This window comes from Alicyclobacillus contaminans DSM 17975 (genome assembly GCF_000429525.1).
In the GTDB taxonomy this organism is placed as follows: Bacteria; Bacillota; Bacilli; order Alicyclobacillales; family Alicyclobacillaceae; genus Alicyclobacillus_A; species Alicyclobacillus_A contaminans.
Genome location: NZ_AUCA01000005.1, coordinates 43,432 through 68,821 on the forward strand (window position 1 = coordinate 43,432; position 25,390 = coordinate 68,821).

General features: G+C 60.7%; 24 protein-coding genes and 1 riboswitch. Of the genes, 13 read left to right on the forward strand and 11 right to left on the reverse strand.

Annotated elements, in window-relative coordinates:
* Positions 1–339: 339 nt before the first annotated feature.
* Positions 340–1,464: a tRNA 2-thiouridine(34) synthase MnmA gene (gene mnmA / locus G463_RS0103400; protein WP_026974060.1), complete on the reverse strand. Its 1,125-nt coding sequence runs from the start codon at positions 1,462–1,464 to the stop codon at positions 340–342.
* A 68-nt stretch (positions 1,465–1,532) separates the two neighbouring features.
* Complete coding sequence (locus G463_RS18520; RefSeq protein WP_051321880.1) at positions 1,533–2,195, reverse strand: HAD family hydrolase; 663 nt, start codon at positions 2,193–2,195, stop codon at positions 1,533–1,535.
* 51 nt (positions 2,196–2,246) lie between these two features.
* Between G463_RS18520 and gnd the strand changes: the two genes are divergently transcribed.
* A complete protein-coding gene (gene gnd, locus G463_RS0103410) occupies positions 2,247–3,143 on the forward strand; it encodes a phosphogluconate dehydrogenase (NAD(+)-dependent, decarboxylating) (protein ID WP_026974061.1) in 897 nt (298 codons plus the stop codon).
* Position 3,144: 1 nt separating this feature from the next.
* On the forward strand, positions 3,145–3,405 hold the full coding sequence (locus tag G463_RS0103415) for a hypothetical protein (RefSeq protein WP_026974062.1): 261 nt from the start codon (positions 3,145–3,147) through the stop codon (positions 3,403–3,405).
* A 17-nt stretch (positions 3,406–3,422) separates the two neighbouring features.
* Here G463_RS0103415 and G463_RS0103420 read toward each other — a convergent pair whose 3' ends face one another.
* The 3 genes from G463_RS0103420 to G463_RS0103430 form a co-directional block, all read right to left on the reverse strand.
* Positions 3,423–4,070 (reverse strand): cyclase family protein, encoded by a 648-nt coding sequence (locus G463_RS0103420; RefSeq protein WP_026974063.1) that lies wholly within the window; start codon positions 4,068–4,070, stop codon positions 3,423–3,425.
* 9 nt (positions 4,071–4,079) lie between these two features.
* Entirely contained in the window at positions 4,080–5,636 is a 1,557-nt protein-coding gene (zwf, locus tag G463_RS0103425; protein ID WP_051321881.1) for a glucose-6-phosphate dehydrogenase, read from the reverse strand.
* Positions 5,637–5,728: 92 nt separating this feature from the next.
* On the reverse strand, positions 5,729–6,052 hold the full coding sequence (locus tag G463_RS0103430; RefSeq protein ID WP_026974065.1) for a hypothetical protein: 324 nt from the start codon (positions 6,050–6,052) through the stop codon (positions 5,729–5,731).
* 128 nt (positions 6,053–6,180) lie between these two features.
* Between G463_RS0103430 and G463_RS0103435 the strand changes: the two genes are divergently transcribed.
* The 8 genes from G463_RS0103435 (at position 6,181) to G463_RS18530 (ending at position 15,365) form a co-directional block, all read left to right on the forward strand.
* Positions 6,181–6,966 carry an SDR family NAD(P)-dependent oxidoreductase gene (locus tag G463_RS0103435; protein ID WP_026974066.1) on the forward strand — a complete coding sequence of 262 codons (786 nt, stop codon included), beginning with the start codon at positions 6,181–6,183 and terminating at the stop codon, positions 6,964–6,966.
* Between the two features lie 18 nt (positions 6,967–6,984).
* On the forward strand, positions 6,985–7,821 hold the full coding sequence (locus tag G463_RS0103440; RefSeq protein WP_035485477.1) for a sulfurtransferase: 837 nt from the start codon (positions 6,985–6,987) through the stop codon (positions 7,819–7,821).
* A 162-nt stretch (positions 7,822–7,983) separates the two neighbouring features.
* Entirely contained in the window at positions 7,984–9,060 is a 1,077-nt protein-coding gene (locus G463_RS18525) for a phosphodiester glycosidase family protein (protein WP_051321882.1), read from the forward strand.
* 39 nt (positions 9,061–9,099) lie between these two features.
* Positions 9,100–10,611: a carboxypeptidase M32 gene (locus G463_RS0103450; protein WP_342663810.1), complete on the forward strand. Its 1,512-nt coding sequence runs from the start codon at positions 9,100–9,102 to the stop codon at positions 10,609–10,611.
* A gap of 166 nt (positions 10,612–10,777) precedes the next feature.
* Positions 10,778–12,076: an MFS transporter gene (locus tag G463_RS0103455; protein WP_051321883.1), complete on the forward strand. Its 1,299-nt coding sequence runs from the start codon at positions 10,778–10,780 to the stop codon at positions 12,074–12,076.
* Positions 12,076–12,423: a thioredoxin family protein gene (locus tag G463_RS0103460; protein WP_026974070.1), complete on the forward strand. Its 348-nt coding sequence runs from the start codon at positions 12,076–12,078 to the stop codon at positions 12,421–12,423. The genes G463_RS0103455 and G463_RS0103460 overlap by 1 nt, the downstream gene beginning before the upstream one ends.
* 29 nt (positions 12,424–12,452) lie before the next feature.
* On the forward strand, positions 12,453–13,637 hold the full coding sequence (locus tag G463_RS0103465) for an acyl-CoA dehydrogenase family protein (protein WP_026974071.1): 1,185 nt from the start codon (positions 12,453–12,455) through the stop codon (positions 13,635–13,637).
* Positions 13,638–13,781: 144 nt separating this feature from the next.
* Positions 13,782–15,365 (forward strand): acetate--CoA ligase, encoded by a 1,584-nt coding sequence (locus G463_RS18530; protein WP_035485480.1) that lies wholly within the window; start codon positions 13,782–13,784, stop codon positions 15,363–15,365.
* Between the two features lie 132 nt (positions 15,366–15,497).
* On the opposite strand, the gene G463_RS0103475 is transcribed toward G463_RS18530, so the two are convergent.
* From G463_RS0103475 to G463_RS0103485, 3 genes are all read right to left on the reverse strand, one after another.
* Positions 15,498–16,703: a glycosyltransferase gene (locus G463_RS0103475; protein ID WP_026974072.1), complete on the reverse strand. Its 1,206-nt coding sequence runs from the start codon at positions 16,701–16,703 to the stop codon at positions 15,498–15,500.
* 84 nt (positions 16,704–16,787) lie between these two features.
* The gene (locus G463_RS0103480; protein WP_026974073.1) at positions 16,788–17,516 is read right to left on the reverse strand and encodes a CDP-alcohol phosphatidyltransferase family protein; all 729 of its coding nucleotides are present in this window, start codon (positions 17,514–17,516) and stop codon (positions 16,788–16,790) included.
* Positions 17,517–17,543: 27 nt separating this feature from the next.
* The gene (locus tag G463_RS0103485; RefSeq protein WP_026974074.1) at positions 17,544–18,281 is read right to left on the reverse strand and encodes a phosphocholine cytidylyltransferase family protein; all 738 of its coding nucleotides are present in this window, start codon (positions 18,279–18,281) and stop codon (positions 17,544–17,546) included.
* A gap of 195 nt (positions 18,282–18,476) precedes the next feature.
* Positions 18,477–18,597, forward strand: a riboswitch (SAM riboswitch).
* Between the two features lie 106 nt (positions 18,598–18,703).
* On the opposite strand from G463_RS0103485, the gene G463_RS0103495 reads away from it, so the two are divergent.
* The gene (locus G463_RS0103495) at positions 18,704–19,993 is read left to right on the forward strand and encodes an O-acetylhomoserine aminocarboxypropyltransferase/cysteine synthase family protein (protein ID WP_026974075.1); all 1,290 of its coding nucleotides are present in this window, start codon (positions 18,704–18,706) and stop codon (positions 19,991–19,993) included.
* 55 nt (positions 19,994–20,048) lie between these two features.
* Positions 20,049–21,251, forward strand: a complete 1,203-nt coding sequence (gene metX, locus G463_RS18535; RefSeq protein WP_169725415.1) for a homoserine O-acetyltransferase MetX — start codon at positions 20,049–20,051, stop codon at positions 21,249–21,251.
* Between the two features lie 94 nt (positions 21,252–21,345).
* Here metX and G463_RS18540 read toward each other — a convergent pair whose 3' ends face one another.
* Both G463_RS18540 and G463_RS21550 read right to left on the reverse strand, forming a co-directional pair.
* Positions 21,346–22,089, reverse strand: a complete 744-nt coding sequence (locus G463_RS18540; RefSeq protein ID WP_035485483.1) for a peptidylprolyl isomerase — start codon at positions 22,087–22,089, stop codon at positions 21,346–21,348.
* Between the two features lie 48 nt (positions 22,090–22,137).
* Positions 22,138–22,668, reverse strand: coding sequence for a DJ-1/PfpI family protein (locus tag G463_RS21550; RefSeq protein WP_051321884.1), 531 nt, complete (start codon positions 22,666–22,668; stop codon positions 22,138–22,140).
* A gap of 248 nt (positions 22,669–22,916) precedes the next feature.
* Between G463_RS21550 and G463_RS18550 the strand changes: the two genes are divergently transcribed.
* A complete protein-coding gene (locus tag G463_RS18550) occupies positions 22,917–24,734 on the forward strand; it encodes an AMP-dependent synthetase/ligase (RefSeq protein WP_051321885.1) in 1,818 nt (605 codons plus the stop codon).
* A 46-nt stretch (positions 24,735–24,780) separates the two neighbouring features.
* Here the strand turns inward: G463_RS18550 and folE are convergent, their stop codons facing one another.
* Positions 24,781–25,380: a GTP cyclohydrolase I FolE gene (folE, locus tag G463_RS0103520; protein WP_035485485.1), complete on the reverse strand. Its 600-nt coding sequence runs from the start codon at positions 25,378–25,380 to the stop codon at positions 24,781–24,783.
* Positions 25,381–25,390 lie beyond the last annotated feature (10 nt).

Here is a 25,390-nt window from a genome sequence, read left to right on the forward strand (position 1 = left end):
TAAGCATGATATCATGCCATCTGTCTGCTGGCTATATGGTAATTGAAAGCTGTTTCAAACACAAGCCGACCCGCGTCAGCGTCACGGCCAACGTGTGTTAAATTTTTATGAATAGTTAGAATTTTTATTGCCGACTGCGCTCCCGCTCCGTATAATGGCACGTATACGAAACGGGAGGCGGTCCAGGATGCATGCAGCGGAGTCTACGAATTGTACGATTTGCGGAGAAGCGTTGTCGAATGAAAAGGAACGCGACCTCGCGCTGTGCGAACAGTGCACCGATGCATGGACGCGGGACAGAGAGTGTCCCTGGTGACTTCCCGCAGGGGAACTCGCGGCTTACGCGGTTCCCCCTGCCAGCACCCTTCCATCGTCGCGGACAGCTCGGTCGATGGTGGCTCCACCAAGGCAGACTTCGCCATCGTAAAACACCACGGCCTGGCCCGGTGTGATGGCGCGCTGCGGCTGGTCAAAGGTGACCACACAGGTGTCCCCGTTCACGCGTACCGTGGCCCGCTGATCCGGTTGACGATACCGGATTTTCGCGGTGCACCGAAACTCTTCGGCGGGCGCGTGCCCGCTGACCCAGTGCAGGTCGGACGCGACCAGCTCGCTGGCGAACAGGTGAGGATGGTTGTGCCCCTGGGCAACAATCAACACGTTGTTGGTCAGGTCTTTGTCGACCACAAACCACGGTTCTCCCGTACCGCTGCCGCCAATGCCGAGCCCTTGCCGTTGGCCGATGGTGTAATACATCAAACCATGATGACGGCCCTTCAATTCGCCGTCCAACGTGCGAATTTCGCCGTCCTGAGCGGGCAGATAGTGACTGAGAAACTCCCGGAAGTTGCGCTCTCCGATGAAACAGATGCCCGTGCTGTCCTTTTTCTTAGCTGTTGGCAGCCCGGCCTCTTCAGCGATTTTCCGGACTTCCGGTTTGGTCAGGTGACCAATGGGAAACAGCGCCCGCGCCAACGGCTCGTGGCCGACCATGTACAGAAAGTACGTTTGGTCTTTGTTGCCGTCCACGGCGCGAAGCAGCTGTGCCCCCTCTGGTCCCTGGCGCAACTGCGCGTAATGACCGGTCGCCAAATAGTCAGCGCCGAGATCCAGTGCGCATTGCAGCAGCTCTTTGAACTTGATCTCGCGATTGCACAACACGTCGGGATTTGGAGTTCGGCCCCGACGATATTCCGTTAGGAACTCCTGAAACACCCGCTCCATATATTCACGTTCAAAATTGACGCTGTAATAAGGAATGCCGATGTGCTCGCACACGCGCTGCACATCTTCAAAATCCTCGGTTGCGGTGCAGTATCCGAACTCGTCCGTGTCGTCCCAGTTCTTCATGAACACGCCGACGACGTCGTAGCCCTGTTGCTTCAACAGCAGGGCGCTCACCGACGAGTCCACACCTCCCGACATTCCCACCACAACTTTCGTTTCTGCGGGGGATTTTGGCATCGCAAATCACCTCCTCGTTCGCGCGTGCCCTCGTCGGAGAAAAACGGTACAATAGGGTTGGCCGCTCGTCAACCGTGCAGGGATAGAGTGGACTGTCCTGCTGGAAACAGGTCCAGCAGTTCGGTCAATTGGTGAATGACGCACACCGCGCCCGCCAACTCGGTGGGATCCCCAAAGTCGACAAAGTGGCAGCCGATGCACGGAATGCCGTGTGCTTGGGCCGCCTCCACGTCGGTGGCGCGATCACCCACCATGACCGCTGTGTTTTTCTCGAACCGTTCAAAGTGCCGCGCGAGAATGTCCGCTTTGCGCTGTCCCCCCACGCCGCCCAAGCACAGCGGCGCGGTAAAATACGGTCGCAGTCCCTGGCTATCCAGCACTGCGTCCAGATAGGCTTGGCCGCAATTGCTGGCCGTGGTCAGTGTATGTCCACGTTGCTGCAGCTCCGCTAACACATCGCGTGCGTGCGGCAACAGAAGGTCCACTGTACATAGGTTGTTTCCGACCCACTGCTCGGTGTACTCGTACGCTGCCTGGCGAACACTCTCTGTGGCGCCGGGCAACAGGGTTGCCCAAATGTCCGCGTCCGGAAGGCCGAACGTCCGTTTCATGACCGCCTCGTTCGGCGGCGGCGTCTGCGCCACGGTGCGAATGGCCTGTCGATACGCGGGCAGGACAATCTTCGTGGAGTCAATGAGTGTGCCATCTAAATCGAATATAATGGTCGCCATGGAAACAGTATAAGGTCTGATTTCAGGCGACGCAAAAAGGTGGAGATGAACGTGAAGATCGGTTTGATTGGACTTGGGAAAATGGGGTACAACCTGGGGCTGAACCTGATGGAGCATGGGCACCAGGTTGTGGCATATGACGTGAGTGCTGACGCCGTCAAGCGGTTTGCCGGAGAAGGCGGGACCGGTGTCGACAGCGTGGAGGTGTTGGTATCGTCGCTGCCCACACCAAAAATTGTATGGTTGATGGTTCCGGCCGGGAAAATTGTCGACGACCTGCTCGATATCCTGGTTCCGCTGCTGAAGGCCGGAGACATTGTGATTGAGGGCGGAAACTCCCACTATAAAGATACGCTGCGGCGCTCGGAGCGGCTGGCGGCGAGCGGCATCCACTATATGGACGTGGGCACGTCCGGCGGCATGGAGGGAGCGCGCCACGGTGCTTGCTACATGATTGGCGGCGACGCGGATGTGTTCCCGGTGGTGGAGCCTCTTTTCCGTGACACCGCTGTGCCAGGCGGTTATTTGTACACGGGCAAGCCGGGCAGCGGGCACTATGCGAAGATGGTGCACAACGGTATTGAATACGGGATGATGGCGGCCATTGGCGAGGGCTTCGAGGTGCTGGAACAGAGTCCGTTTGACTACGACTACGAGAAGCTCGCCCATGTCTGGTCCCATGGCTCCGTGATACGCGGTTGGCTGATGGAACTGACCGAGCGGGCGTTCTCGAAGGATCCGAAACTGGAGAGCATTCGCGGCGTGATGCATTCCTCGGGTGAAGGGAAGTGGACGGTGGAAGAGGCGCTGGATTTGCAGGTGCCCGTGCCGGTGATTGCGTTGTCCCTGCTCATGCGGTACCGCTCTTTGAAGGATGATACGTTCACCGGAAAGGTCGTCGCCGCGCTGCGCAACGAATTCGGCGGTCACGCGGTGGAGAAGAAGTGACATGATCATCGGTTTTGGATTCGGCAATCCGCTGACAGCCTTGGTGATGCTGCTGGCAACCAGCGCCATCAGCTATGGATTGTATCGGTGGTTCAGCGGGCGGCGCGTTCGGGAGGAATCTCCCGAACGGCGCCGCGAGGCGCTGCGCCGCTATTACCGGGAACAAAGAGAACTCGCCCGCCGGATGGCGAGCGAGTTCGACATTTCCGATGAGGAAATCGAGCGGCGCATCGAAGAAGAGCTGCGCCGCGATGATCGGTAGCCGTCGGCCCCGGTGCATCAGGTGTTGACCGGGTTTGCCTCCTCAGCCAGCAAGAGGACGCGCGCAGGCGCCGCGTCCAGCCCCTGCAGCGCGATGGGAGCCGCCACCATCAAATATTGTCCCGCAGGCACATCGGCCAGACGGAGCCCCTCGATGACAATCGCCCCGCAGGCGAACAACGCCTTGTGCGTGGGATGGCCCGGCTGGCTCCGCTCGATGCCGAGCGCGTCAATCCCCACGCCCGCGACGCGCCGCTCCGCCAGGAAGCGGGCGCCATCTTCCTTCAAATAGATGAACTCAGGATTGAATGTCGTATCCCACGAATTCTTCGTTTTGAACAGCAGAAAATCCCCGGCCGATATGGACAAAGATTCGAGATCCTGCGCCGTGATGCCGTCGACGACGTGGGTCAGATCCACCACTCGGCAGGGCCGCACCAACTCGTTCAGGGCGATGGTATCGATGGTGGCGCCGTTTTCCACCATGTGCAGCGGGGCGTCCACGTGCGTGCCGCAGTGGACGTCCAGCGCAACGCGGGTTTCCCGTACGGAGCCATGGGAGAAGTCGCTCGTGATGGTGAATGACGGCTGTTTTTCCGGTTTGTTCTTGTATACAGGCATCCCTTCGTAAATCGGCATGGAAATATCGTAAACCAGACGATGCATGGAATCACCTCACATGGGGTTGCCCGCTTTGACGGCCGCCGCGGGCTGTTGACCGTGCACCGGCCACCACGCGTTGCCGTCCGCGTGCAAGAGTTGTTCCGCGGCCTTCGGGCCCCAGCTGCCTGCGGCGTACTGGTGAAGCGGAACGGCATGGGTGTGAAACGCTTCGGCAATCGGATCGACAAACTTCCAGGCCAGAGAGACCTCGTCCCAGCGCGTGAAGAATGTGGAATCGCCCTGCATCGCATCGAGCAGCAGCCGCTCGTACGCTTCCGGGGAATTGGTGACGGATTGGCTGAACTCCATGGAGACCGGCACCACCGTCTCATCCGTCCCGGGCTGTTTGGCGTTCAGCAGCAGGGACATCCCTTCCTGCGGATTCACGCGAATCCGCAACAGGTTGGGCCCCAATTGGCCATTCTGGTTAAAGTACATGTCCTTCGGCAAGTCGCGGAACTGGATGACGATTTCCGTTGCCTTGGCGGCCATGTGTTTTCCGGTTCGGATGTAGAACGGTACACCGGCCCATCGGAAGTTATCGATATAAAGGCGAGCGGCGACGAACGTTTCGGTGCTGGAGTTCGGGGCCACGTTAGGTTCCTCGCGATAGCCCTTGACCGGCTTGCCATTGATGGTGCCGGCGGTGTACTGACCGCGCACAACGTTTCCCATCACCTCGTCCAGCGTGTAGCGGCGCAGCGAGCGAAGCACCTTCACCTTTTCATCGCGAATGGCCTCCATGTTGAGGCGGCTCGGCGGTTCCATGGCCACCATCATGACCATCTGCAGCATGTGGTTCTGCACCATGTCGCGCAGGGCACCCGACTTCTCGTAATAGGAAGCGCGGTCCTCAACACCCACCACCTCGCTGGAGGTGATTTGCACGTTGGCAATGGACCGGTTGTTCCACAGGGGTTCGAAGATAGAGTTTGCGAAGCGGATGACTTCGATATTCTGAACCATTTCCTTGCCGAGGTAGTGGTCGATGCGGTAAATCTCTTCTTCCTCAAACACCTGTCGCAACTCGTTGTTGAGCACGCGGGCCGATTCCAGATCCCGTCCGAACGGTTTTTCAATAATCAACCGGCGCCAACCGTCGACCTCGCTGAGGCCAGAGGATTTCAGGCTCAGCGCCACCGTTCCGAAGAAGTTCGGCGCCATGGCCAGGTAGAACAGGCGCTGCTTGGGCAGATCCAACTGCTTCTCTACCTGCTCCACGCGTTCCTTCAGTTTCCGGAAGTCCTCCGGATTGTTCACGTCGACAGATTTGTAGAAAAACCGTTCGACAAATTTGGCGAACGTGGTCTTGTCCGGTTTAATTCGACCAAACTTTTCAATCGCGCTCCGCACCTCGTCGCGAAAGTGCGCATCGTCAAAGTCGGTTCGGGCCACGCCCACCACGGCGAACTGTTCCGGCATCAGCTTGTCCATGTACAGGCTGTAGAGCGCCGGAAATAATTTGCGGTGCGCCAGGTCGCCCGTGGCGCCGAACAAAATGAAGGTGTGCGGCGGTGCCACCTGATGGGTCCCCGGCACCGCGCCCACGGTCACAGTAGCAGTCGTCATACCTATTCACCCTTTGCGGAAGTCCATTTGACTCGGGTAGTATTGTAACCATTTCATGACCATTGTACCACCCTTCGCCGCCAGCACGAATTCTACAGCTCCGTCACATCCTGCACCACCCAGATGCCGCGCTGGCCCTGCCGCTCCGGTTGATACAGATGCACCAGGTACGTGCAGTTGCGATGCTTCACCCGGACAACGGCATTCTGCAGACCCGAGCCCGGATCGTAATACTGTTCCACAAACGTGTACACATCGTCCGGGCGCAGTCCCAAGTTGCGACTGCCGACTTCCTGCGCGGTCCGCACGGGGCTCAACCGCCACAGGTTGCGGCCCGCATCCGCTTCCGCCTGAATGCGCTCGTAGTTCTCTCCCGGCAGTTCCACGAAGCCTGTGCTCACCTCTGGACAGGGCATGGTCATCCACCTTTCTCGTGATCCACATTCCACCTGTGGCCGCATGGCGTGGTACATTGTATGTAGCAATACCGGGCGCGGTCCCGGGCAGGTGCCCAGCTCGCCCGGCGCAGGAGGTTGGATGACGAATGGCAATTCGTGGAGACGGCAAGGTGGCAGTGGTGACCGGCGCCAGTTCTGGAATTGGCGCCGCGACTGCGGTGGCGTTGGCGGACGCCGGATTTCGCCTGGCGCTCGGGGCCAGGCGGGTGGAGAAACTCGAGGATTTGGCGGACCGCATCGCGGAGCGTACCGGGGAACAGCCCTGGATTTCCGCGCTGGATGTGACATCGCCGACATCGACACAGGCGTTCGTCGACGGGGCGTTGGCGGCGTTTGGCCATGTGCACGTGCTGGTCAACAACGCGGGATTGGCGCGGGGCACCGCGCATGTGGCGGAGGCCAGCGACGCGGATGAAGCGGACTGGCGGGAAATGGTGGAGACCAACGTGCTCGGCTTGCTCCGTGTCACGCGCCTGTTGCTGCCGCACCTGCTCGCGACGGACGGCGCACATATCATCAACGTGGGATCGATTGCCGGCCGCGAGGCGTACGCCGGAGGCTCGGTGTACTGCGGGACCAAGTTTGCGGTTCGCGCCATCACCGAAGCCCTGCGCCAGGAACTGCTCGGCAAACCGGTGCGCGTGACCACGGTCGATCCGGGCATGGTCGAGACCGAGTTTTCCATCGTCCGCTATCACGGGGATACGGCGAAGGCGAGCGACGTGTACGCCGGCATGACGCCGCTCACGGCGGAGGATATTGCCGACTGCATCTGTTTCGCCGCGACGCGGCCGCAACACGTGAACATTGACGCCATCATCGTAAAACCGCTGGATCAAGCCGGCGCCGGGAAGGTCGCGCGGCGGTCGTAGCGAGCCATGGGGGGAGGAATGGGTGTGCTGTTGACAGCGGAGGCGCTTTACGAACGTCTGCAGGACGCGGACGTGGTGGTGTTCGACTGCCGGTTCCAGCTGGGGGATGCTGCGGCAGGGCGGACCCAGTACCTGGCGGGGCATATTCCCGGCGCTTACTATTTGGATTTGGAGCAGGACTTATCCGGTCCGGTGTCCGTTCACGGCGGGCGGCATCCGCTGCCGGATCCGGCGGAACTGGCGGCGAAGCTCGCCGCAGCCGGCGTGACGGAGTCGTCGCAGGTGGTCGTCTATGACGTCGGCGGCGGCATGGCGCCGCGAGCGTGGTGGTTGATTCGCTACCTCGGCCATGATCGATGCGCCGTTCTCGACGGTGGCTTCAGCGCCTGGCAGCGGGCAAACCTGCCGGTGGAGACGGATGTCCCGGCGCCAAAACCGGGACATCTGGAACCGCGTGTCCGCCACGACTGGATTGTCAGCACGGCGGATGTGGAGGCCGCCATGTCCGGGCGTTTGCCGCTTACCCTGGTGGATGCCCGCGCGCCCGAACGTTACCGGGGCGACGTCGAACCGCTCGATCCGGTCGCGGGCCATATTCCCGGCGCCCACAACCGCCCCTGGACGGACGGAGTTCGTGCTGATGGGACGTGGAAGTCAGCCGCGGAACAGGCGGCGCGGTTCGCCGGTCTCGTGGACACCGGGATTCCCGTCATGTATTGCGGATCGGGTGTCACCGCGTGTGCCAACCTGTTTGCGTTGGCTCTGGCGGGCGTCTCCGGCGCCAAACTGTATCCGGGCAGTTGGAGCGACTGGTGCTCTTATCCCGAGCATCCGGTTGCCACCGGGGAGGGCTGATTGGACGGCCATCCGACGTTCTGTTCAGAATCCACAAGGGATTTCGACAAGGGCTCGCGAATACGGTCGTGAGTCCCTGTTTTTTGTCGAAGTTCTCGAATGCCGTGGTGTCACAGGACGGTCCGATGCTTCATCTCAATCAGCAACGAAGGAGGCGGTGCAGTGGCACAACCGAGTCCGAGTCCGGCCGCCGTGGGCGGTCTTCGCAAACATCGCCGACTTCAGCGCAAGCAGCGCCGACGTCGCAGGATTCTCCGCTGGTTGGTGGGAAGCCTGGCGACGCTCGCCGTATGGACTGTGGCGTTGGTGGGCATCGGCTTTTATACCCCCTTCGGGCGCAACCTGCGGTTGACGCTGGCTGAGACCATTCTCAGCACGCGCCACTATATGTACGCCCACTTTTTGACGACGCCATCCGAGTACAATCAACTGGTCACGATGCAGCACCAGAAGGTCCAAAATACCGGCGTGTCAGAGGCAGTTCGAGTGGTGACGCCGGTGTCGGGGCCCCCCGAACTGCAGTTGCTGCCGGTGTCCGGCGCGGGGTGGAAGGGGTACGCGCTGCTCGTGCACAACCCGAAGCTGGTACGGCTGGTCACCGCCGAGGTGCACAATGGCATGGGAGAATACATCACCGCCATGGGACAGCGCACGGGAGCCATTGCGGGAACGAACGCCAGCGGATTCGAAGATCCCAAGGGCGATGGGTGGGGCGGTGTGCCCGTGGGTCTGGTGATGATTGGAGGCCGGGTGATACAATGGCCGAAAGGCACCAATGACTGGACCACCGTGGGATTCACGACCGACGGCGTGATGGTGATGGGGCAGTACACGGTGGCCCAGTTGCAGCAGATGGGCGTCCGGGATGCCATGCAGTTCCACCCGGAACTGGTGGTGAACGGCCAACCCATGATCACCTCGGGCGACGGCGGTTGGGGACAAGACCCGCGCACTGCCATCGGCCAACGAAAGGACGGCACGGTCATCTTTCTGGTCATCGACGGACGCTTTCACGGCGGCAGCGCGCTTGGCGCGAGTCAACGCCAGGTGCAGGACGAAATGATTCAACTCGGCGCCGTGAACGCGTGCGCGATGGACGGAGGCAGTTCCAGCGTGCTGTACAAGGATGGGCAGGTGGTGAACCACCCGTCCACCATCGATCCGAACCACCAACGTCACCTGCCGGACGCGTGGATGGTGTTTTCTTCCGTCGCGGCGGCGAATGCGTACGCCCCATGAGTCCCTTCATCTTGGGATTTCGGAAATGGAGACGAGATGATGTCAAACGTGGAGCAAATTGTAGCAGCGTTTCAAGACGAAATGAGGAAGATTCTGCATTATCAAGAGGCGTTGGAGCTGCTTGAATGGGATCTGCGCACCGGCGCGCCGAAGCGCGGCGTACCGTTGCGTGCAGAGGCCATCGGCACGTTGAGCGGAGAAATTTTCGACCGCGTCACGTCGGATCAGATGGCCGAATATCTGCAGGAACTGAGCGATCCGTCGGTGTATCCGACACTGACCCCGGTGCTGCAGGCGAGTGTTCAAGAGATGAAGCGACAGGCGGATTGGATTCGAAAAATTCCGCGGTCGCGGTACAAGCAGTACGTCACATTGACGCGCGAAGCGGAGTCGGTGTGGGAGGACGCCAAACAGGATGACGATTTCGCGCGCTTCCAGCCGTACCTGGAGCGGATTGTGGATATGAATATTGAATTCGCGGGCTACCGTGGGGGAGAAGGGAACCCGTACGACGCGCTGCTGGACCACTATGAGCCGGGCGTGACGGTGGCGCAATTGGATGCGGTGTTCACTCCGCTGCGCAAGGAGCTCACAGAATTGGCGCAACGGATTGCCGCGTCCGGGCACCGGCCGGATGTCCGCCCGCTGCTGCGGCCGGTGGCCAAGTCCACACAGCGCGAGGTCTGCGAAGCGATGCTCGGGGTCCTCGGCTTTGACTTTTCGGCCGGTCGGTTGGATGAAACGGTGCATCCGTTCCAAATCACCTTGAATCACTATGACGTGCGCGTCACCACCCACTACCGCGAGGAGGACCTGCGCGTCGCGTTGTTCGGGGTCATGCATGAGTGCGGGCACGCCCTGTACGAGCAGGGCGTTTCCGAAACGCTGGTGGGCACGCCGCTGTGCGGCGGGGTCTCCATGGGGATTCACGAGTCCCAGTCGCTGTTCTTCGAGAACATCATCGGGCGCTCCCGCGCGTTCTGGGAGGCCAACTACGGGTGGCTGCAGCAGAGGGTGGATACGCTCGCCGACGTTTCGTTGAACGCGTTTTACGCCGCCATCAACGATGTTCATCCATCGCTCATCCGCATTGAGGCCGACGAGGTGACGTATCCTCTGCATATCATTGTCCGGTATGAACTGGAAAAGGCCTTGATCAACGGGCAATTGTCGGTTCGCGACCTGCCTGAAGCGTGGCGCCACAAAATGCAGGAATACCTCGGCGTGGCGCCGGACACCGATCGCGACGGAGTGCTTCAGGACGTTCACTGGTCCGCGGGACTGATAGGGTATTTTCCGTCGTACGCGCTCGGCTACATTTACTCCGCCCAATTCCGGCATGCGCTGTTGCAGCAAATGCCGGACTTCGAGGAGCGGCTGCAGAGCGGCCGGGTGACGGACGTGCGGGATTGGCTGCGGGAACAGATTCATCGCCACGGAAAGCTGCGGACACCGGGCGAACTTGTGCAATCCGTCACCGGGGAAGCGATGAACCCGACGTATCTGTTGAATTATCTCTACGAGAAATACACACCGCTTTACGCACTGTGAGCCATGAGCGCCGATGCCGCGGGCTTCCCGGGATGTCACCGGGGGCCTTCGTTTTTTGACAGCGGATTGGGATTGGATTACAGTTTGTTTGGAGCCTTCTGGCGCACCGCGCCGGACGCAGGCAAACCATGACACATATCGCGAATCAGCGGGGATGGGAAGGGCAGTGAGACACGTGGAAGCAACGGATCGTCCCGTGCGTTCGCGGTACCGCTGGGTGGTGTTTGCGGCCCTGGCACTCACCTACCTGTTGGTTTTCACGCAACGTACAGGGCCAGGCGTGATTTCGAATCAGCTGCAGGCGCGCTTTGGCGTGTCGTCTGCGGTGCTCGGCACCATGGCGAGCGTGCAATACTTTCTCTACATGATTTTGCAGGTGCCGATTGGGGCGTTCGCCGATAGATTGGGGCCGGAACGGCTGTTCATTACGGGGGCGGTGCTGGACGGCCTTGGCACGGTGGTCTTTTCAGGCGCGCCCGATTTTGCCTGGTTGCTCGTGGGGCGGGCGCTGGTCGGCGCGGGAGACGCGCTCATCTGGATCAATATCGTTTTGATTGTCGGACGTTGGTTCGCTGCTCAGGAGTTTGGGGGCATTCTCGGTTTCATAGGAACCTTCGGCAACGTCGGCGCATTGCTGGCGACCATTCCGTTTGCCGCCTGGGTCTCCGCGTCCGGATGGCGGGGGCCGTTCTGTCTGCTCGGGGTGTTGCTGCTGTTGGTCGCAGCGAGTGACCTGTTGGCCCTGCGCCCCGGAGCGCGACGCCGGCGGCCGGTGGAGTCTTCTCTGCATGTGGAGCGCATCCCGCTGTCCCAGACCCTGAACATCGTAGTGCGGGAGCGCATCTCGTGGGCCACGTTTCTCTGCCATTTTGGCGTGATGGGCAGTTATTTGGGATTCACCGGGCTGTGGGCGGTGCCCGTGTTCATGGATATGTACCACATCTCGCGGCCGACGGCGGCGCAGTTTGTGCTGGTGGGATTCATCGGTGCCATCCTCGGTGGTCCGGTGGTCGGGTACATTTCGGATCGATTTGGGGAGCGGAGGCGGCCCTACATCGTGCTGCAGGCGCTCGCGACGTTGGCCTGGTTGGTCGTTCCGCTGTGGGGAGGGCATCCGCCACAGTGGATGTCCTACCTCGTGCTGTTCGTGCTCGGATTTGGATGTGGCGGCAGTCTGTTGACGTTCGCGACGATTCGCGATGCGACTCCGGCGAGCAGATCTGGCGTCACGTCCGGGTTTGCCAATATGGGTGGATTTCTGAGCGCCGTGCTTTTGCCGGTTTTGTTTGGCGCCGTGCTCGATGCGGTGAATCCAACCCACGTCGTCCCGGGGCCGGCGCGCGGCTACGCACTGGCGTTTCTGGCGCCCGCGCTGTTTTCGGCATGTGGGGTTTTGGGCAGCTGTCTGCTGCCGAAGTCGCAGCGGGCCGGACGGCGCGTGCTGGAAGCAGAGGAGGGAGTTTAATGCAAGAGATTCGAACACTGGATGAATATTTCACCGTTGTACGGCGAGAGCAGCCCAGCGTGATGCTGTTTTCCGCGGGCTGGTGTCCCGACTGCCGGTACCTGGATCGATTTATCGACGAGGTGGTCGACGCCTATGCGGATCGGGCAACGTTTTACAAGGTTGACCGGGACGCGTTTCCGGAGCTCTGCGAGACGCTGGACATCCTAGGCATTCCGAGCTTCTTGGCGTATCGCAATGGGCAGGTGATTGGGCGGTTCGTCAGCAAACTGCGGAAGACGCGCGATGAGGTTGAGCGGTTCTTGGACGAGGTGCTCTCCACTGACGATGCGTCGAAGAAAGCCTGAGCGAGTTGGCGGCGGAGAGGGGATGAGTGATGAGGACGGAGAACTGGTTTGCGACCACGGAGGACATGCGCCAACGGCTGGAAGTGACGCAACGTCTGGCCGACGCGTTTGCCAAGACCGCGCCGCACTATGACGAGACCAACATGTTTCCGCACGCACACATCGACGCATTGCGCGAATCCGGCTACGTGACTTGGACGGTGCCCAAGGCGTATGGAGGACTCGAAATTTCGTTGTACGAACTGCTTTTGCATCAGGAGCAGTTGGCGAGAGGGGACGGATCGACCGCGTTGGCCATCGGCTGGCATGTCGGAATGATGTTGAACCTGCGCGCCAGCCGGGCGCTGCCGGAACCGGTGTTTGCGGAAATCTGCGAGAGTGTCGTGACGCAGGGTAAGCTCATCAACAGTTGCGCCAGCGAGCCGGCCACCGGCAGCCCGAGCCGCGGCGGACGTCCGGAGACGACCGCCGTGCGGGTGGACGGCGGGTACCGCTTGACCGGCCGCAAAACGTTCAGTACCCTCAGTCCGGCATTGGGCTGGATTCTGGTGACTGCGGGCATCGCCGATACGGAGGAAAGCGGAGAATTTTTGGTGCGCGGCGAAGCCGTGGAAGTTGTTGAGACGTGGAACATGATGGGCATGCGCGGCACGGGAAGCCACGACATTGTGCTTCGCGATGCGTTCGTCCCCGAGCACCACCTGGTGGGGCGCTACAGGCCCGGCGAACGTTCGGTGCGCAATCGCGACGGCGGTGGCTGGCAACTGCATATTCCAGCCTGTTATCTGGGCATCGCGTTGAATGCGCGTGACGTGGCGGTCCGCTATGCGTCGACTTATCAACCGAACAGCCTGCCGCACCCCATCGCCAAGGTGGAGCACGTGCGGCAGAAAATCGGAGAGATGGAACTGAAGCTGTTGACCGCTCGCACGTTGATGTACGATGTGGCGCGCCGCTGGGACGCTGCATCGCCGGATGATCGGATGGCGCTCAAGCCCGCGCTGGCGGCGGCCAAGATGCACGCCACCAACACGGCGCTGGAGGTGGTGGACCTCGCCATGCGCGTGGTGGGTGCGCGAAGTTTGTCCCGCGACATGGTGCTGGAGCGGCTGTATCGGGACGTGCGGGCCGGTCTGCACAATCCGCCAATGGACGATGTGACGCTCAAACTGCTGGCGGAGCGGGCGGTGGACCAGGTGATGAATCAAGAGTAACCGCGCGGTGAACGGCGACGCGACGCGTCGCCGTTCGCTTGTGTGTGCGTTGAATCCTCCCAATGGTGGACTTTTCGGAATTATCACGGATAAAATAGAGTAGCATTGGATGTTTGTGAGATTCCATCAGGGGGAGAGGATGGCATGGGCTTCAACTTTGCCCGCGAGGTGGACAGAATTGCTGAACAGGCACCGGACAGGCTGGCGGTGCTGTGCGTTTCGGCCGATGGCGAGGAGGTGCGCGTCCGCTACGATGAACTGCGGCGGACAACCAATCGGCTGGCCCGCGGCCTGGCTGAACATGGGCTGCAGAAAGGAGACAGGGTGCTCGTTCTGCTGCCGCGCGGAACGCAGGCGTACATCGTCTATCTGGCGCTGATCAAGTTGGGCGCGGTGGTGATTCCCGGATCGGAAATGCTCCGCAAATCGGACATCGCCTATCGGCTCCAGCACGCACAGAGCGTGGCGGTGATTGCGCACAGCACATTGACCGGCGAAGTCGATCTCGCGCGAGGAGAGTGCCCCAGCCTGCGGCAGTGTTACATTGTGGATGGACGTCAGGAGGGCTGGACGTCACTCGATGCGGTGGCCAGCGACGACGACAGCGCATTTGTGGTGGACACGGACGATGACGATCTCGCGTTCCTCTCGTACACCAGCGGAACCACGGGAGGTCCGAAGGGCGTGATGCACCGGGCTGCCTGGCCGCGGGAACACCTGAAGATGGCGGGTACCTATTGGTTCGACGCGCAGGCGGGGGAGCTGGTTTGGGCCACGGCGGGACCGGGATGGGCAAAGTGGATCTGGAGCCCGTTTGTCTCCACGCTCGGCAATGGGGCAACCGCTTTCGTCTACCAGGGTCGGTTCCAGCCGGAGACGTACCTCGAATTATTGCAGCGCTATCAGATCTCGCTGCTGTGCGCCACGCCGACGGAGTACCGGTTGATGTCCAAGGTGAAAGACCTCGGGCGCTTTCGGCTTTACCTCAGGTCCGCGGTGTCAGCGGGGGAACCGCTGAATCGCGAGGTGATTGACACCTTTCAGCGGCAATTTGGCATCGCGGTGCGAGATGGTTACGGACAGACAGAGAATACCCTTCTGGCAGGGACGTTGCAGGGGATGGAAATCCGTGCTGGGTCCATGGGGAAAGCGTTTCCAGGGATGCCGGTGAGCATTGTCGACGACAACGGCGTGGAATTGGGCGTCGGTGAAGTGGGGCACATCGCCGTCCACAGGTCCCACCCGGCGCTGTTCCGGGGATATCTCAATGACTCGGAGCGCACCGAGCGGGCGTTCCGCGGCGAATGGTACATCACCGGGGACAAAGGGCGGAAGGACGAGGAGGGGTACTTCTGGTTTGAGGGGCGGTCGGACGACATCATCATCTCCGCCGGCTACACCATCGGACCGTTTGAGGTTGAAGATGCCTTGGTGAAACATCCCAAGGTTGCGGAATGCGCTGTGGTTGCCAGCCCCGATGCGGAGCGCGGCCACATCGTCAAGGCGTACGTGGTGCTGCGGAATCCCGAGGACGCGGCGGATCCGGAGCTGGTTGGGGAGCTGCAGGAGCACGTCAAGCGGGTCACGGCCCCGTACAAATACCCTCGAGCCATCGCGTTCGTGGACAGTTTGCCAAAGACGACCAGCGGCAAAATCCGCCGGGTTGAACTGCGGGAACGGGCCGAGCAGGAGGCGGCGGTCGAAGCGGCCACCAGCGAGGAACGTTAGAAATATCTCCTAGGGTTTGTTTGAGGGGATGGAAAACCTCCGCTCCGCACGATTGCGGGAGCGGAGGTTCTTTCCGTGCAATCGCGCCGCCGCAAGAGCTAGAATGAGCCCTTTGGGCCACCCCATGTGCCGTCAGTCAGCCGCTCGCTGGCTGTTGGCGGCCGGCAGCAAGCCGAAGAGCGCCTCGTGAAGCGTGTCCACGCGCGCCGACCAAGTGTTCGCGCGAAGGAAGTTGGCCACGTCTTCCGCTTTGGCGCGTCGGCGTCCATTCAGAATCTCAAGCAGCGCTGCCACGCCCTCATCCGCGTTACGCGCCAACCAAACGTAGTCGGACATGCGAGACGTGATTTCGTGGATGGGCGTGGACACAACTTCCCGGCCCGCGGCCAGGTACTCGTAGACCTTGATGGGATTCACCGCCTGCGACAGTTCGTTGTTCCGAAACGCCACCAAGGTGGCCGCAAAGCCCGCCAGGAATTGCGGAAGTTCTGCGTAGGGCTGGAGTCCCAAAAAGTGCACGTTCGGCTGTTGTTGCAGCGCTTCAACCGACGTTTCCACCGGCCCAATCAGGACGAAGTGAATATCGGACAACTGCTGCGCCAGGCCGGCGATGAACGCCTGGTCGACCCAGGAGCCAATGCCGCCGACAAATCCGACGCGCGGTCCGGGGATGTTTTTCAGCAATGGATGCTCCGCCGCGGTTGCGGCGGTTGCAAAATGGTCGACCTCGGCGGCGTTGGGGAGCAGCCGGACATCGCAATGCCACTGCTCCATCCGCTGTTTCAACCGGTCTGCGGTGGCGTACACAAATCGGCTCTGGTACACCAGCGCTCGCTCCATGCCATCGACGACGTCCGCCGCAATCCACCCTTCGAAATGCGCGTGGAAATCCACGCAGTCGTAAACCACGGCCACCGGGGACAGGTGAGGGATGAGATCCACGGAGGTCGGCAGCATCGGCAGCAGAATGTATGGCCCTGGACAAGCGGTCCGAATCTGTTGCGCAAGCAGCGCCTGATTCCATCGATTCACGGTCCGGTACATGTTTCCGAACGGAAGCACGGCGACGGGGGAAAGAACGCGCACCTGACCGCGCCCGCCGTCTGAATTCATGGTTTCGGCGGCCGGCATTGTCCCAGCCATCGCATGCAGGGATTGCCGTGGCAACAGCCGCTGGCGCAGCGATGGGTTTTTCAGTGGACTCAGCCAGGTCACCGGCGGATTGACGAATAAGACATTCCAACCGCGTTCGGCCAGACCGCGCGCGAAGTGCTGCGGCCGGGCTGTCGTCCCGCTCCAGGGGACGGCCGATGTCAAAACAATGGTGGGTCGTGTCATGGACGAGGTGCCTACTCCTTTGTCTGTCTTTTGACCGCTCGCGTTGTGGGCGGACATGGGAACGCCGCTCGGTCCATGGGTTCCTCAGGCCGTGAGCCGCCGCCATTTGTACAGACTCACGGCAATGCGGTAGAACACCATCAACAGGCCGAGGGCACTCACGAAAGCAAAGAATGGCGGAATCGCCAAGAACGCGATGAACACCAGCATGGTGAAGTACTGCTCGCCGATGATAAAGCTGCGGAACGGCACCAAGGCGCGAAGGCGCTGCAGGCGTGAAAATCCGTCGTTCGGCGTCGAATGCGCGGCGGTTCGCTGCGCGTCCTGGCCACCGGATCCATTCAACTTGCGAAGGAAGTCCACCTGGCCCAAGTATTCCAGCATGTACAAGGCGAAGAGGGCCACCATCGCCCAAATCCAGATGTCCTGTCGATCCGGATGGTGCTTCGTGTAGCCCCAGGCCAGGCTGAAATACACTGCGAATTCCTTGATTCGATCCGCCACTTGGTCCAGCCATCCGCCGATGGGCGAGAACTGCTGGCGATAGCGCGCCAACTGGCCGTCCGCGCAGTCCACCACGTAGGACAGCTGCACGAGTATGAGGCCAATCCAAACCGCCGTACATCCGCCCATCGCGAACGCTGCGCATCCAATCAACGCCATTCCCAACGAGGAAAGGGTCAACCCGTTTGGGGTGACCCCAGTGTTGCGCAGCAGATAGACCAGGCGGATGGACAACGGGTAGTACAGGTAGTTGGTCCAGATATCAATGGGTCGTTTGGCGCATGCGTCAATGCGTTTCAGTTCTGACATATGATTCACTCACTCATTTTCACTGCTTCACTGCAGAGTTTGAAATGTCCGCACCACTTCGTTCACGGCATACTCGTAGTCTTCCGGGAAATCGACTTCGACGCAGGGCAATCCAGTGATGTCGACCGCGAGCAACTGGGACTTGTCCTCCATCGCGTCGAGGGCGTGTTCAAAAAACTTCATTTCGTTGCCGGCGTGGGCTTCGCGATGCACCGTCTCTCGGAACCTGCACGCGAGCGCTCCGGTAAACTTGGCCACACCGATGAATTCGCCATAGCACACTTCCGGATTGAGGTGCTTTCCAATATCGGTGATCTGCGATCCCGAGACTATCACCTTCACCTCTTCTTCCCGGCACTGCTTGCGATCAATGGCCAGGTGACCGCCGTCGCTGCAGGGCACCAGACGCTCGAGGATTTGATGGTCAAACACCACGTCGGCGTTGAGGTAATAGAAGTCTCCGGTGTATTCGGTCAAAGCGTGGTTTAAGGAGAACAGCGTATTGGTGGTGGCGAAGTCGGGGTTTTCCACATACGTGACGCGCACGTCCGGGTGGTGAGCCGCGATGTGCTCTTGGATCATATCTTTGCGGTAGCCCACCACCATCACGATGTCTTTCACATCGATATGTTTCAGGGCTTCCAACTGCCAGTCCAGAATCGTTTTGGAGCCCATGGGCAACAGACACTTCGGCTTATCGTTCGTGAGCGGGCGCAGCCTCGTGGACATGCCCGCGGCAAGAATGACGGCATGAATGGGTTGCATCAGTAAACCTCCTCAAGGGCATTGAGGGAATTTGGACATTCATCTTATTAAAACAATTGCCATCCCGGCGAGTCAAGCGCACTGTCCCATTCTCCCATTCATCCATCGTCTGGCTGCGTCTGCAATTTGTTGGTTGACAGCACAGATGGCCGATGATATAGTAACGCCATCAAAAATTACAGATGATTCACCACACTCTTATCCAGAGCGGCGGAGGGACTGGCCCAATGAAGCCCGGCAACCACCAGGAGAACAACCTGGAGAGGTGCCAATTCCTGCAGGACGGTGCGAGCAGCGATGTCCTGAGAGATGAGAGACGTGTCCGGAGTTCCTTGTGATCTACCGAACCGCTCCTCTCAGGAGCGGTTTTTCATTTGGCGGCGCGCGGGCGCTGACCCTCACCAGCAGAAGGAGTGGAAGCGATGACGGAAAGCAAAGTTCGCGGATTTGAAACGATTGCGCTGCACGCCGGCTACACAGCCGATCCGACCACAAAGGCGGTGGCGGTCCCCATTTATCAAACGTCCTCGTACGCCTTCGACAACTCGGAGCATGCCGCGAATTTGTTTGCGCTCAAGGAGACCGGGAACATTTACACGCGGATCATGAACCCCACCCAGGATGTGTTCGAACAACGGGTGGCGCAACTGGAGGGAGGCGTCGGAGCGCTCGCCACCGCATCCGGACAGGCCGCCATCGCGCTTTCGATTCTGAATATTGCGGGAGTTGGAGACCACATTGTCAGCTCCAGCAACCTGTACGGAGGCACGTTCAACCTGTTCAATACGACGCTGCGAAAGGCGGGCATCGACTTCACGTTCGCAGCGCCGGACGATCTGGCGGCCGTGGAGGCGAGTTTTCGGGACAACACCAAAGCGCTCTACGTGGAGACCATTGGCAACCCGCGGATGGATGTCGCGGACCTCTCTCGGCTGGCCGCCATCGCGCATCGCCACGGCGTTCCACTGATTGTGGACAACACGTTTGCGTCTCCGTACCTGTGCCGCCCACTCTCGTTCGGCGCCGACATTGTGATTCATTCTGCAACGAAGTTCATCGGTGGGCATGGAACATCCATCGGCGGCATTGTGGTGGACGGCGGAGCATTCCAGTGGGATAACGGAAAGTTTCCCGGACTGGTGGAACCGGACGAATCGTACCACGGCGTGTCCTACGTGCGAGACGTGGGGGCTGCAGCGTACATCGTCAAGGCCCGGGTGCAGTTGCTTCGGGACCTCGGACCGGCGCTGTCGCCGTTTAACGCATTCCTGTTCTTGCAAGGGCTGGAGACGCTGGCGCTGCGCATGGAGCGCCATTCCGCCAGCGCGTTGGCCGTCGCGCGATTCCTCGAATCGCATCCGGCGGTGGAGTGGGTCAACTATCCTGGGCTGGAATCCAGTCCGTACCATGCGCTGGCGCAACGCTATCTGTCCAAGGGTGCGGGGGCCATTCTGACATTCGGTATCACCGGCGGGGTGGAGGCCGGCAAGACATTCATCAATCAACTGCAGCTGTTCAAACACCTGGCCAACGTGGGGGATGCGCGCAGCTTGGTCATTCACCCGGCCAGCACTACGCACCAGCAGTTGACGGAGGAGCAGCAACGGGCCGCGGGGGTGACTCCGAATCTCATCCGCCTGTCCATCGGTCTGGAGACGTTGGACGATATTTTGGCGGATCTGGACGAGGCGCTTGGCAAGGCGACGCGGTGACCGTTGACAAAATGCACTTCGGCCGTCTCACGTGTGGAAAGGGGGATGGATTCGCTTGGAGTCGACCGTGGATCTCGCAAGCGTTGATACGGCGTTCTCGAACCGCTTCGTCGAGTGGTGCGAGGACTCAGAGCATGAGCACGTCCGTGGGCTGTTGGGGATACCCGAATTTCGCACGGAAGCGGGCGAACGCCTGACGAATGCGGTCATTCGCTTCGAGACCTGGGGTAGGTTGAACGCTGCCGCGGATAATGCGGTGGTGATCTGTCACGCGCTGACCGGGGATGCCCACGCCGCCGACAGCAGCGCCGGACCGGGGTGGTGGTCCGGGCTGATTGGCCCCGGGCGGCTGGTGGACACCCGTCGTTACTATGTGATTGCGACCAACGTGTTGGGCGGCTGTGCAGGGTCCAGCGGCCCAGCGTCCCAGGCGCCCGATGGATTGCCCTATGGGCTGCGGTTTCCCCTGGTCACCATCCGTGACATGGTGCGTGCGCAGCTGGAGGTGGTGCGCGCGCTTGGCGTGCGAGAGGTGTATGCGGTCATCGGTGGTTCGATGGGGGGCATGCAGACCTGGGAGTGGCCACTCCTTTTTCGGGGACGTGTGCGGCAGGCTGTGGTGATTGCCGCGCAGGCCGCGTTCACTCCGCTCGGAATTGGCTACAACTACGCGATGCGCCAGGCCATTACCGCGGATGCCGACTGGCATGGGGGAAACTACTACGCCTATGGGACGGCGCCCGTTCGCGGAATGGCGGCGGCCCGCAGCATCGGCATGCTGACGTATCGTACGGAAGCGTTATTCGAGGAGCGGTTTCGTCGAGAGGTGGTTCCCTCCGCATCCTTCCGGCCCGCGGAAAGTGGCTGGACGGTGGATGGGTCGCGGGAGGAACAGCACCGCCGGCAGTTGGCGCAACCGTGCTTCCAGTCGGAATCATACCTCCAGCATCAGGGGGACGTGTTGAATGAGCGGTTTGACGCCAACAGCTATCTGTATTTGACGCGCGCCATGGACAGCCACGACATCGGCCGCGGGCGAGGCGGACTGGCGGCGGCACTCAGCCAGTTTGACGCCGCGCTCACCGTCGTCGGCATTGACCAGGATTACCTGTACTCCGTCTCCCACTTGCAGCAGGATGTGGCCCTGGCCGCATCCTGCGGGGTGCGGGCGCGTTATTTGGAACTGAAATCCGCGTATGGCCACGACGCGTTTCTCGCGGATCAGGCGCAGTTGGCCGCATGTCTGGGCAGCCTCTGAGGGCGGCGCTGAATGACCTCTGAGCCGCAACACAACACCCCGGGGCGGTGGAGCCTCGGGGTGTTGTGTGGATGGTCATGCATGTATCCGCGCGTTACTTCACCTGAATGTCGATGCTTTTGATGATGGCGTCTTTCGTCGGTTTGCTCGGCGGGTCGGTTGGCATCGACGGATTTGGCACCGTCGGAATGGCAGCGATTTTCTCCACCACGTCCAGCCCCTGCACGACCTGTCCAAATTGGGTGTAGTCCGGCATTTGGTTCAGGGTCTCCGCGTCTTTCCCCGTACAGATGAAAAATTGGCTGCCGTTGGTGTTCGGGCCTCTGTTGGCCATCGCCACGATGCCAGGTTCATAGGGATGCTTCGGGGGCAGTTCGTCGTCGAACTGATAACCCGGCCCACCCGTTCCATTGTTCAAGGGGTCGCCGGTTTGAATCATGAACGTCTTGATGATGCGGAAAAACTTGTCCCCATTGTAGAAATTGTGTTTTGCCAAGAACACGAAGTTGTTCACTGTCTTCGGGCTTTCGGAAGCAAACAGCTTAACGGTGAAGTCGCCGTAATTGGTGTGAAATACCGCGCTGTACTGTTTGTGCACGTCAATCTGCATCGGCGGTGGGGACGACCACTGCTGCGGCGCGGCAGGTGTGGACGCCGATAAACTGTTGCCTGCCGCATATTGATTGGAAGCGCCGTCGCCTCCGACGGCATTGGCGCTGTTGTTCGCACCATTGCTGGCATTGCTCTGGTTGCCCGGGGCACCGCAGGCGGTCGCGGCCAGCAGTGCGGTGCCGCACAGTGCGGCGAGTGCGAGTTGTGCGTATCGAATGCGTGCCATGTGTTGTACCTCCTGTTGTTGTCCATTCATCCGCGCGGGCGCGGGGCATCAGGGGCGGCGAGTGTCCTCTGACGAAGTCGCCAAGCGGCGAGCGACCACGTGCGCCAGATCTTTCCCACAGCCCACCTTGGCCGTCAACACGTTGCCGTCCACCGAGATTGGGGTATCCATATATTCGGTGTGCGCGAACCGCGCCCTGTCCGCCTCGTCCTTTGGAGGCACCCCCGTCCACCTCAGCCCGCCCAGGAGTCCGGCGGCGGCGAGCAGCCGCGGCGAATATCCCAAGGCGATGAACATCGCTTTCGGCTGCGTGTTGAACTGTCGAAGGAACCGGTGACAGTGCGGATCGTCCAGCACATCGGCGGGCACTGGGCCCGCCGGAAGCACCACCCATTGATAGGATGTCGGCAGGGCCGCCTCCACGGCTGCATCCGCCTGAAGCATCAGTCCGCAGTCCGTCCGCACAGGCTGGCCGCGGCTGGTGAGCGTGCGAACGACACCGACGCTGCACAGCGTCCTCAGAACTTCTGTCACGTCCGCCAAATCGCAGTGTTCCCAAGCCAAAAAGGCGATTTTCACAATCGCTTCCCTCTTCCCTCACCATTCCCTCGTCTGCCGGTTGCGGCGCGGGACTCATGGCATGGTTTGACACACTCCCCGCGAATTCCTTCTCCGAGTTTGCTCTCATTGCTCACGGGAATGTGTCAGAAGAATATTTACGCTATGCTTTGAAAGCGTTATACTTACGCTACAAGAACGACACGGTGTCATTTTGACTTGACGTCTGATAGCGCATTCATTGACGATTGCTCGAAGGGGATGGTTGTGTGACGGAAAATCTATTGGCGATGTTGGAATGTTCAGTGCAGTCTTTCCATGCGCGGCCTGCCGTATGGGATCCGCTGCCAAACGGTGCGTACACGCCCATCACCTACAGCCAGTTGTGGGAACGCATTCGCCGGGTGGCTGGGCAACTGGCGGCAGCGGGGGTGACGGCCAAAGACCACGTGGGACTGTTGGCCCCCAGCCGGTCTTGGTGGCCCATTGTCGACTTCGGCATTCTCAGCTTGGGCGCGGTGACTGTCCCCATTTATCCGAGCCTGCCGTCGAATCAGATGGCGTTCATCATCGCGCATTCCGACATGTGCGGCCTCGTGGTGTGGGATATGAAGCAATTGGAGAAAATTCTCGCCATTCCGGCGTCCGCCATTCCGCGGCTCAGGTTTCTCGTCCTCCTGGACGACGCGCGTGATGCAGCGCTGCTCGATCAAGCAGCAGAGCGGTTTGAAATCCACTTTTACAGTGAATGGATCGAACAGGACGCGCCGTTGCCGGAGGCGGCATGGCGAACCGGCTGGCAGAAGCTGACGCGAGAAGACATGGCGACCATCGTGTTCACCTCGGGCACCACGGGAGATCCGAAGGGCGTGATTCTCACGCATGGTAATATCCTCGCTAACATTGAAGGGATTCGGAAGGTCATCCGGATTGATGAGACGGATCAATCTCTTTCCTATCTTCCTTTGTCTCACGTGCTGGAGCGCACCGCCGGCCAATTCGTACCCCTGTCGGTGGGCGCATCGATTGCCTACGCGCGCGATTTTCAGCAAATCCTCGCAGATTTTCAACGCATGCCGCCGACCGTCTTTGTCACCGTTCCGCGCTTGCTGGAAAAGGTGTTGGAAGGCGCCGAAGCAAAGGCGCGCGAAATGGGGCACGCGGGTGAGCGGATGTTTCGTTGGGCCGTGGATTTGGGGGCGCGGGTTCGCGTGGAGAAGACGAAATCCGCCGGCGCTCTGCTGTCCATCGCTGACAAACTGGTTTTTCAGAAGATTCATCAATTGTTCGGAGGGCGGTTGAAGCGCATCATTGTCGGCGGCGCGCCGCTGCCCAAGCACGTGGGGCAATTCTTTTCCGCCGCCGGGATTCCGGTGGTGGAGGGGTACGGCATGACGGAGACGTCGCCGGTCATCGCAGTCAATCGGCCGGAGTCCCCCGTTCTCGGTACTGTGGGCCCTGTGCTCGGCAACGTGGAGGCGCGTATCGCCGAGGACGGGGAGATTCAGGTGAAGGGGCCGAGCATCACGCCCGGGTACTACAAAAATGAAGCGGCCACCCGGGAATTGTTTACGTCTGATGGCTGGCTTTGCACAGGCGACATCGGCTGCTTCACGGAAACCGGGGAACTGAGAATCACGGATCGCAAGAAAAACGTGATTGTGCTGTCGACCGGAAAGAACGTCACGCCCGCTCCCATAGAGGGGGACATTCTGAAGCGGTCCGTCATTGACCAGGTGGTTTTGGTAGGGCACGGGCGAAAATTTGTCAGCGCTGTGGTGGTGCCCAATGAAGCGGTGGTCGCAGAGTGGTATCGCAAACGAGGACGGCAGGTGCCGCCGCGCGCCTCGTGGGCTCGGGATGCGGAACTTGCGGCGTTTCTCCTCGCGGAGGTGCAGGTGGCGGTGAAGGACTATGCGGCGTTCGAACAACCCAAAAAAATCGTCGTCGCCGCGGAGCCGTTCACGGTCGACAACGGGCTGCTGACCCCCACGCTGAAGGCGCGCGCAAAAGCGGTGGCGGCAGCCTATGCGGAACAGATTGATGCATTGTACGGGGAACCGAACGCGTCGGCGAATCTGGCGTAGCGGCGCGGGGGGCGGCCAGCGCGGGCCGTCCCTTCGCTCTGATTCGTCAGCGCTCCACCATCTGCAGAAACTCCCTGCGCAAATCGTAGTTGCTGGTATACTCCCCGCGCGACGCGAGCGTGGTCGTCTTCGATCCGGGTTTCTTCACTCCCCGCGCGCACATGCACGTGTGCTCCGCTTCGACGAGTGCAATCACGCCGCGCGGCTGCAGCACGCGGTCCACGGTGGCGACAATCTGTTCGGTCATGCGTTCCTGCACCTGCAGCCGCCGCGACAGCACATCCACGAGCCGCGCCAACTTGCTGATGCCGACGATGCGCTTGGACGGCAGGTAGGCGACGTGGGCCTTGCCGAAAAACGGCACCATGTGGTGCTCGCACAGCGAATAGAACGTGATGTCCGACACAATCACCGGGCCTTCGCTCGTCTCCTCAAACGTGGTGTTGAGCACGGATTCCGGATCTACGTACATGCCGGAGAGCACTTCTTCGTACATTTTCGCCACGCGCAGCGGCGTGTCCAACAATCCATCCCGCGCGATGTCCTCGCCCACCAATCGCAGAATCTCCTGTACGTGATGGGCAATTTCCTGACGCCGTTGCATCAGGTCGGATGGTGCGTTCGTCGGCTTGGAATCTATCAGCATGAAGAAGCCT

Coding starts and splice junctions, on each gene's coding strand:
- mnmA (WP_026974060.1), bottom strand. CDS start 1,464: ATGCCAAAATCCCCCGCAGAAACGAAAGTTGTGGTGGGAATGTCGGGA.
- G463_RS18520 (WP_051321880.1), bottom strand. CDS start 2,195: ATGGCGACCATTATATTCGATTTAGATGGCACACTCATTGACTCCACG.
- G463_RS0103415 (WP_026974062.1), top strand. CDS start 3,145: ATGATCATCGGTTTTGGATTCGGCAATCCGCTGACAGCCTTGGTGATG.
- G463_RS0103420 (WP_026974063.1), bottom strand. CDS start 4,070: ATGCATCGTCTGGTTTACGATATTTCCATGCCGATTTACGAAGGGATG.
- zwf (WP_051321881.1), bottom strand. CDS start 5,636: ATGACGACTGCTACTGTGACCGTGGGCGCGGTGCCGGGGACCCATCAG.
- G463_RS0103430 (WP_026974065.1), bottom strand. CDS start 6,052: ATGCCCTGTCCAGAGGTGAGCACAGGCTTCGTGGAACTGCCGGGAGAG.
- G463_RS0103435 (WP_026974066.1), top strand. CDS start 6,181: ATGGCAATTCGTGGAGACGGCAAGGTGGCAGTGGTGACCGGCGCCAGT.
- G463_RS0103440 (WP_035485477.1), top strand. CDS start 6,985: ATGGGTGTGCTGTTGACAGCGGAGGCGCTTTACGAACGTCTGCAGGAC.
- G463_RS0103450 (WP_342663810.1), top strand. CDS start 9,100: ATGTCAAACGTGGAGCAAATTGTAGCAGCGTTTCAAGACGAAATGAGG.
- G463_RS0103460 (WP_026974070.1), top strand. CDS start 12,076: ATGCAAGAGATTCGAACACTGGATGAATATTTCACCGTTGTACGGCGA.
- G463_RS0103465 (WP_026974071.1), top strand. CDS start 12,453: ATGAGGACGGAGAACTGGTTTGCGACCACGGAGGACATGCGCCAACGG.
- G463_RS18530 (WP_035485480.1), top strand. CDS start 13,782: ATGGGCTTCAACTTTGCCCGCGAGGTGGACAGAATTGCTGAACAGGCA.
- G463_RS0103475 (WP_026974072.1), bottom strand. CDS start 16,703: ATGACACGACCCACCATTGTTTTGACATCGGCCGTCCCCTGGAGCGGG.
- G463_RS0103480 (WP_026974073.1), bottom strand. CDS start 17,516: ATGTCAGAACTGAAACGCATTGACGCATGCGCCAAACGACCCATTGAT.
- G463_RS0103485 (WP_026974074.1), bottom strand. CDS start 18,281: ATGCAACCCATTCATGCCGTCATTCTTGCCGCGGGCATGTCCACGAGG.
- G463_RS0103495 (WP_026974075.1), top strand. CDS start 18,704: ATGACGGAAAGCAAAGTTCGCGGATTTGAAACGATTGCGCTGCACGCC.
- G463_RS18540 (WP_035485483.1), bottom strand. CDS start 22,089: ATGGCACGCATTCGATACGCACAACTCGCACTCGCCGCACTGTGCGGC.
- folE (WP_035485485.1), bottom strand. CDS start 25,380: ATGCTGATAGATTCCAAGCCGACGAACGCACCATCCGACCTGATGCAA.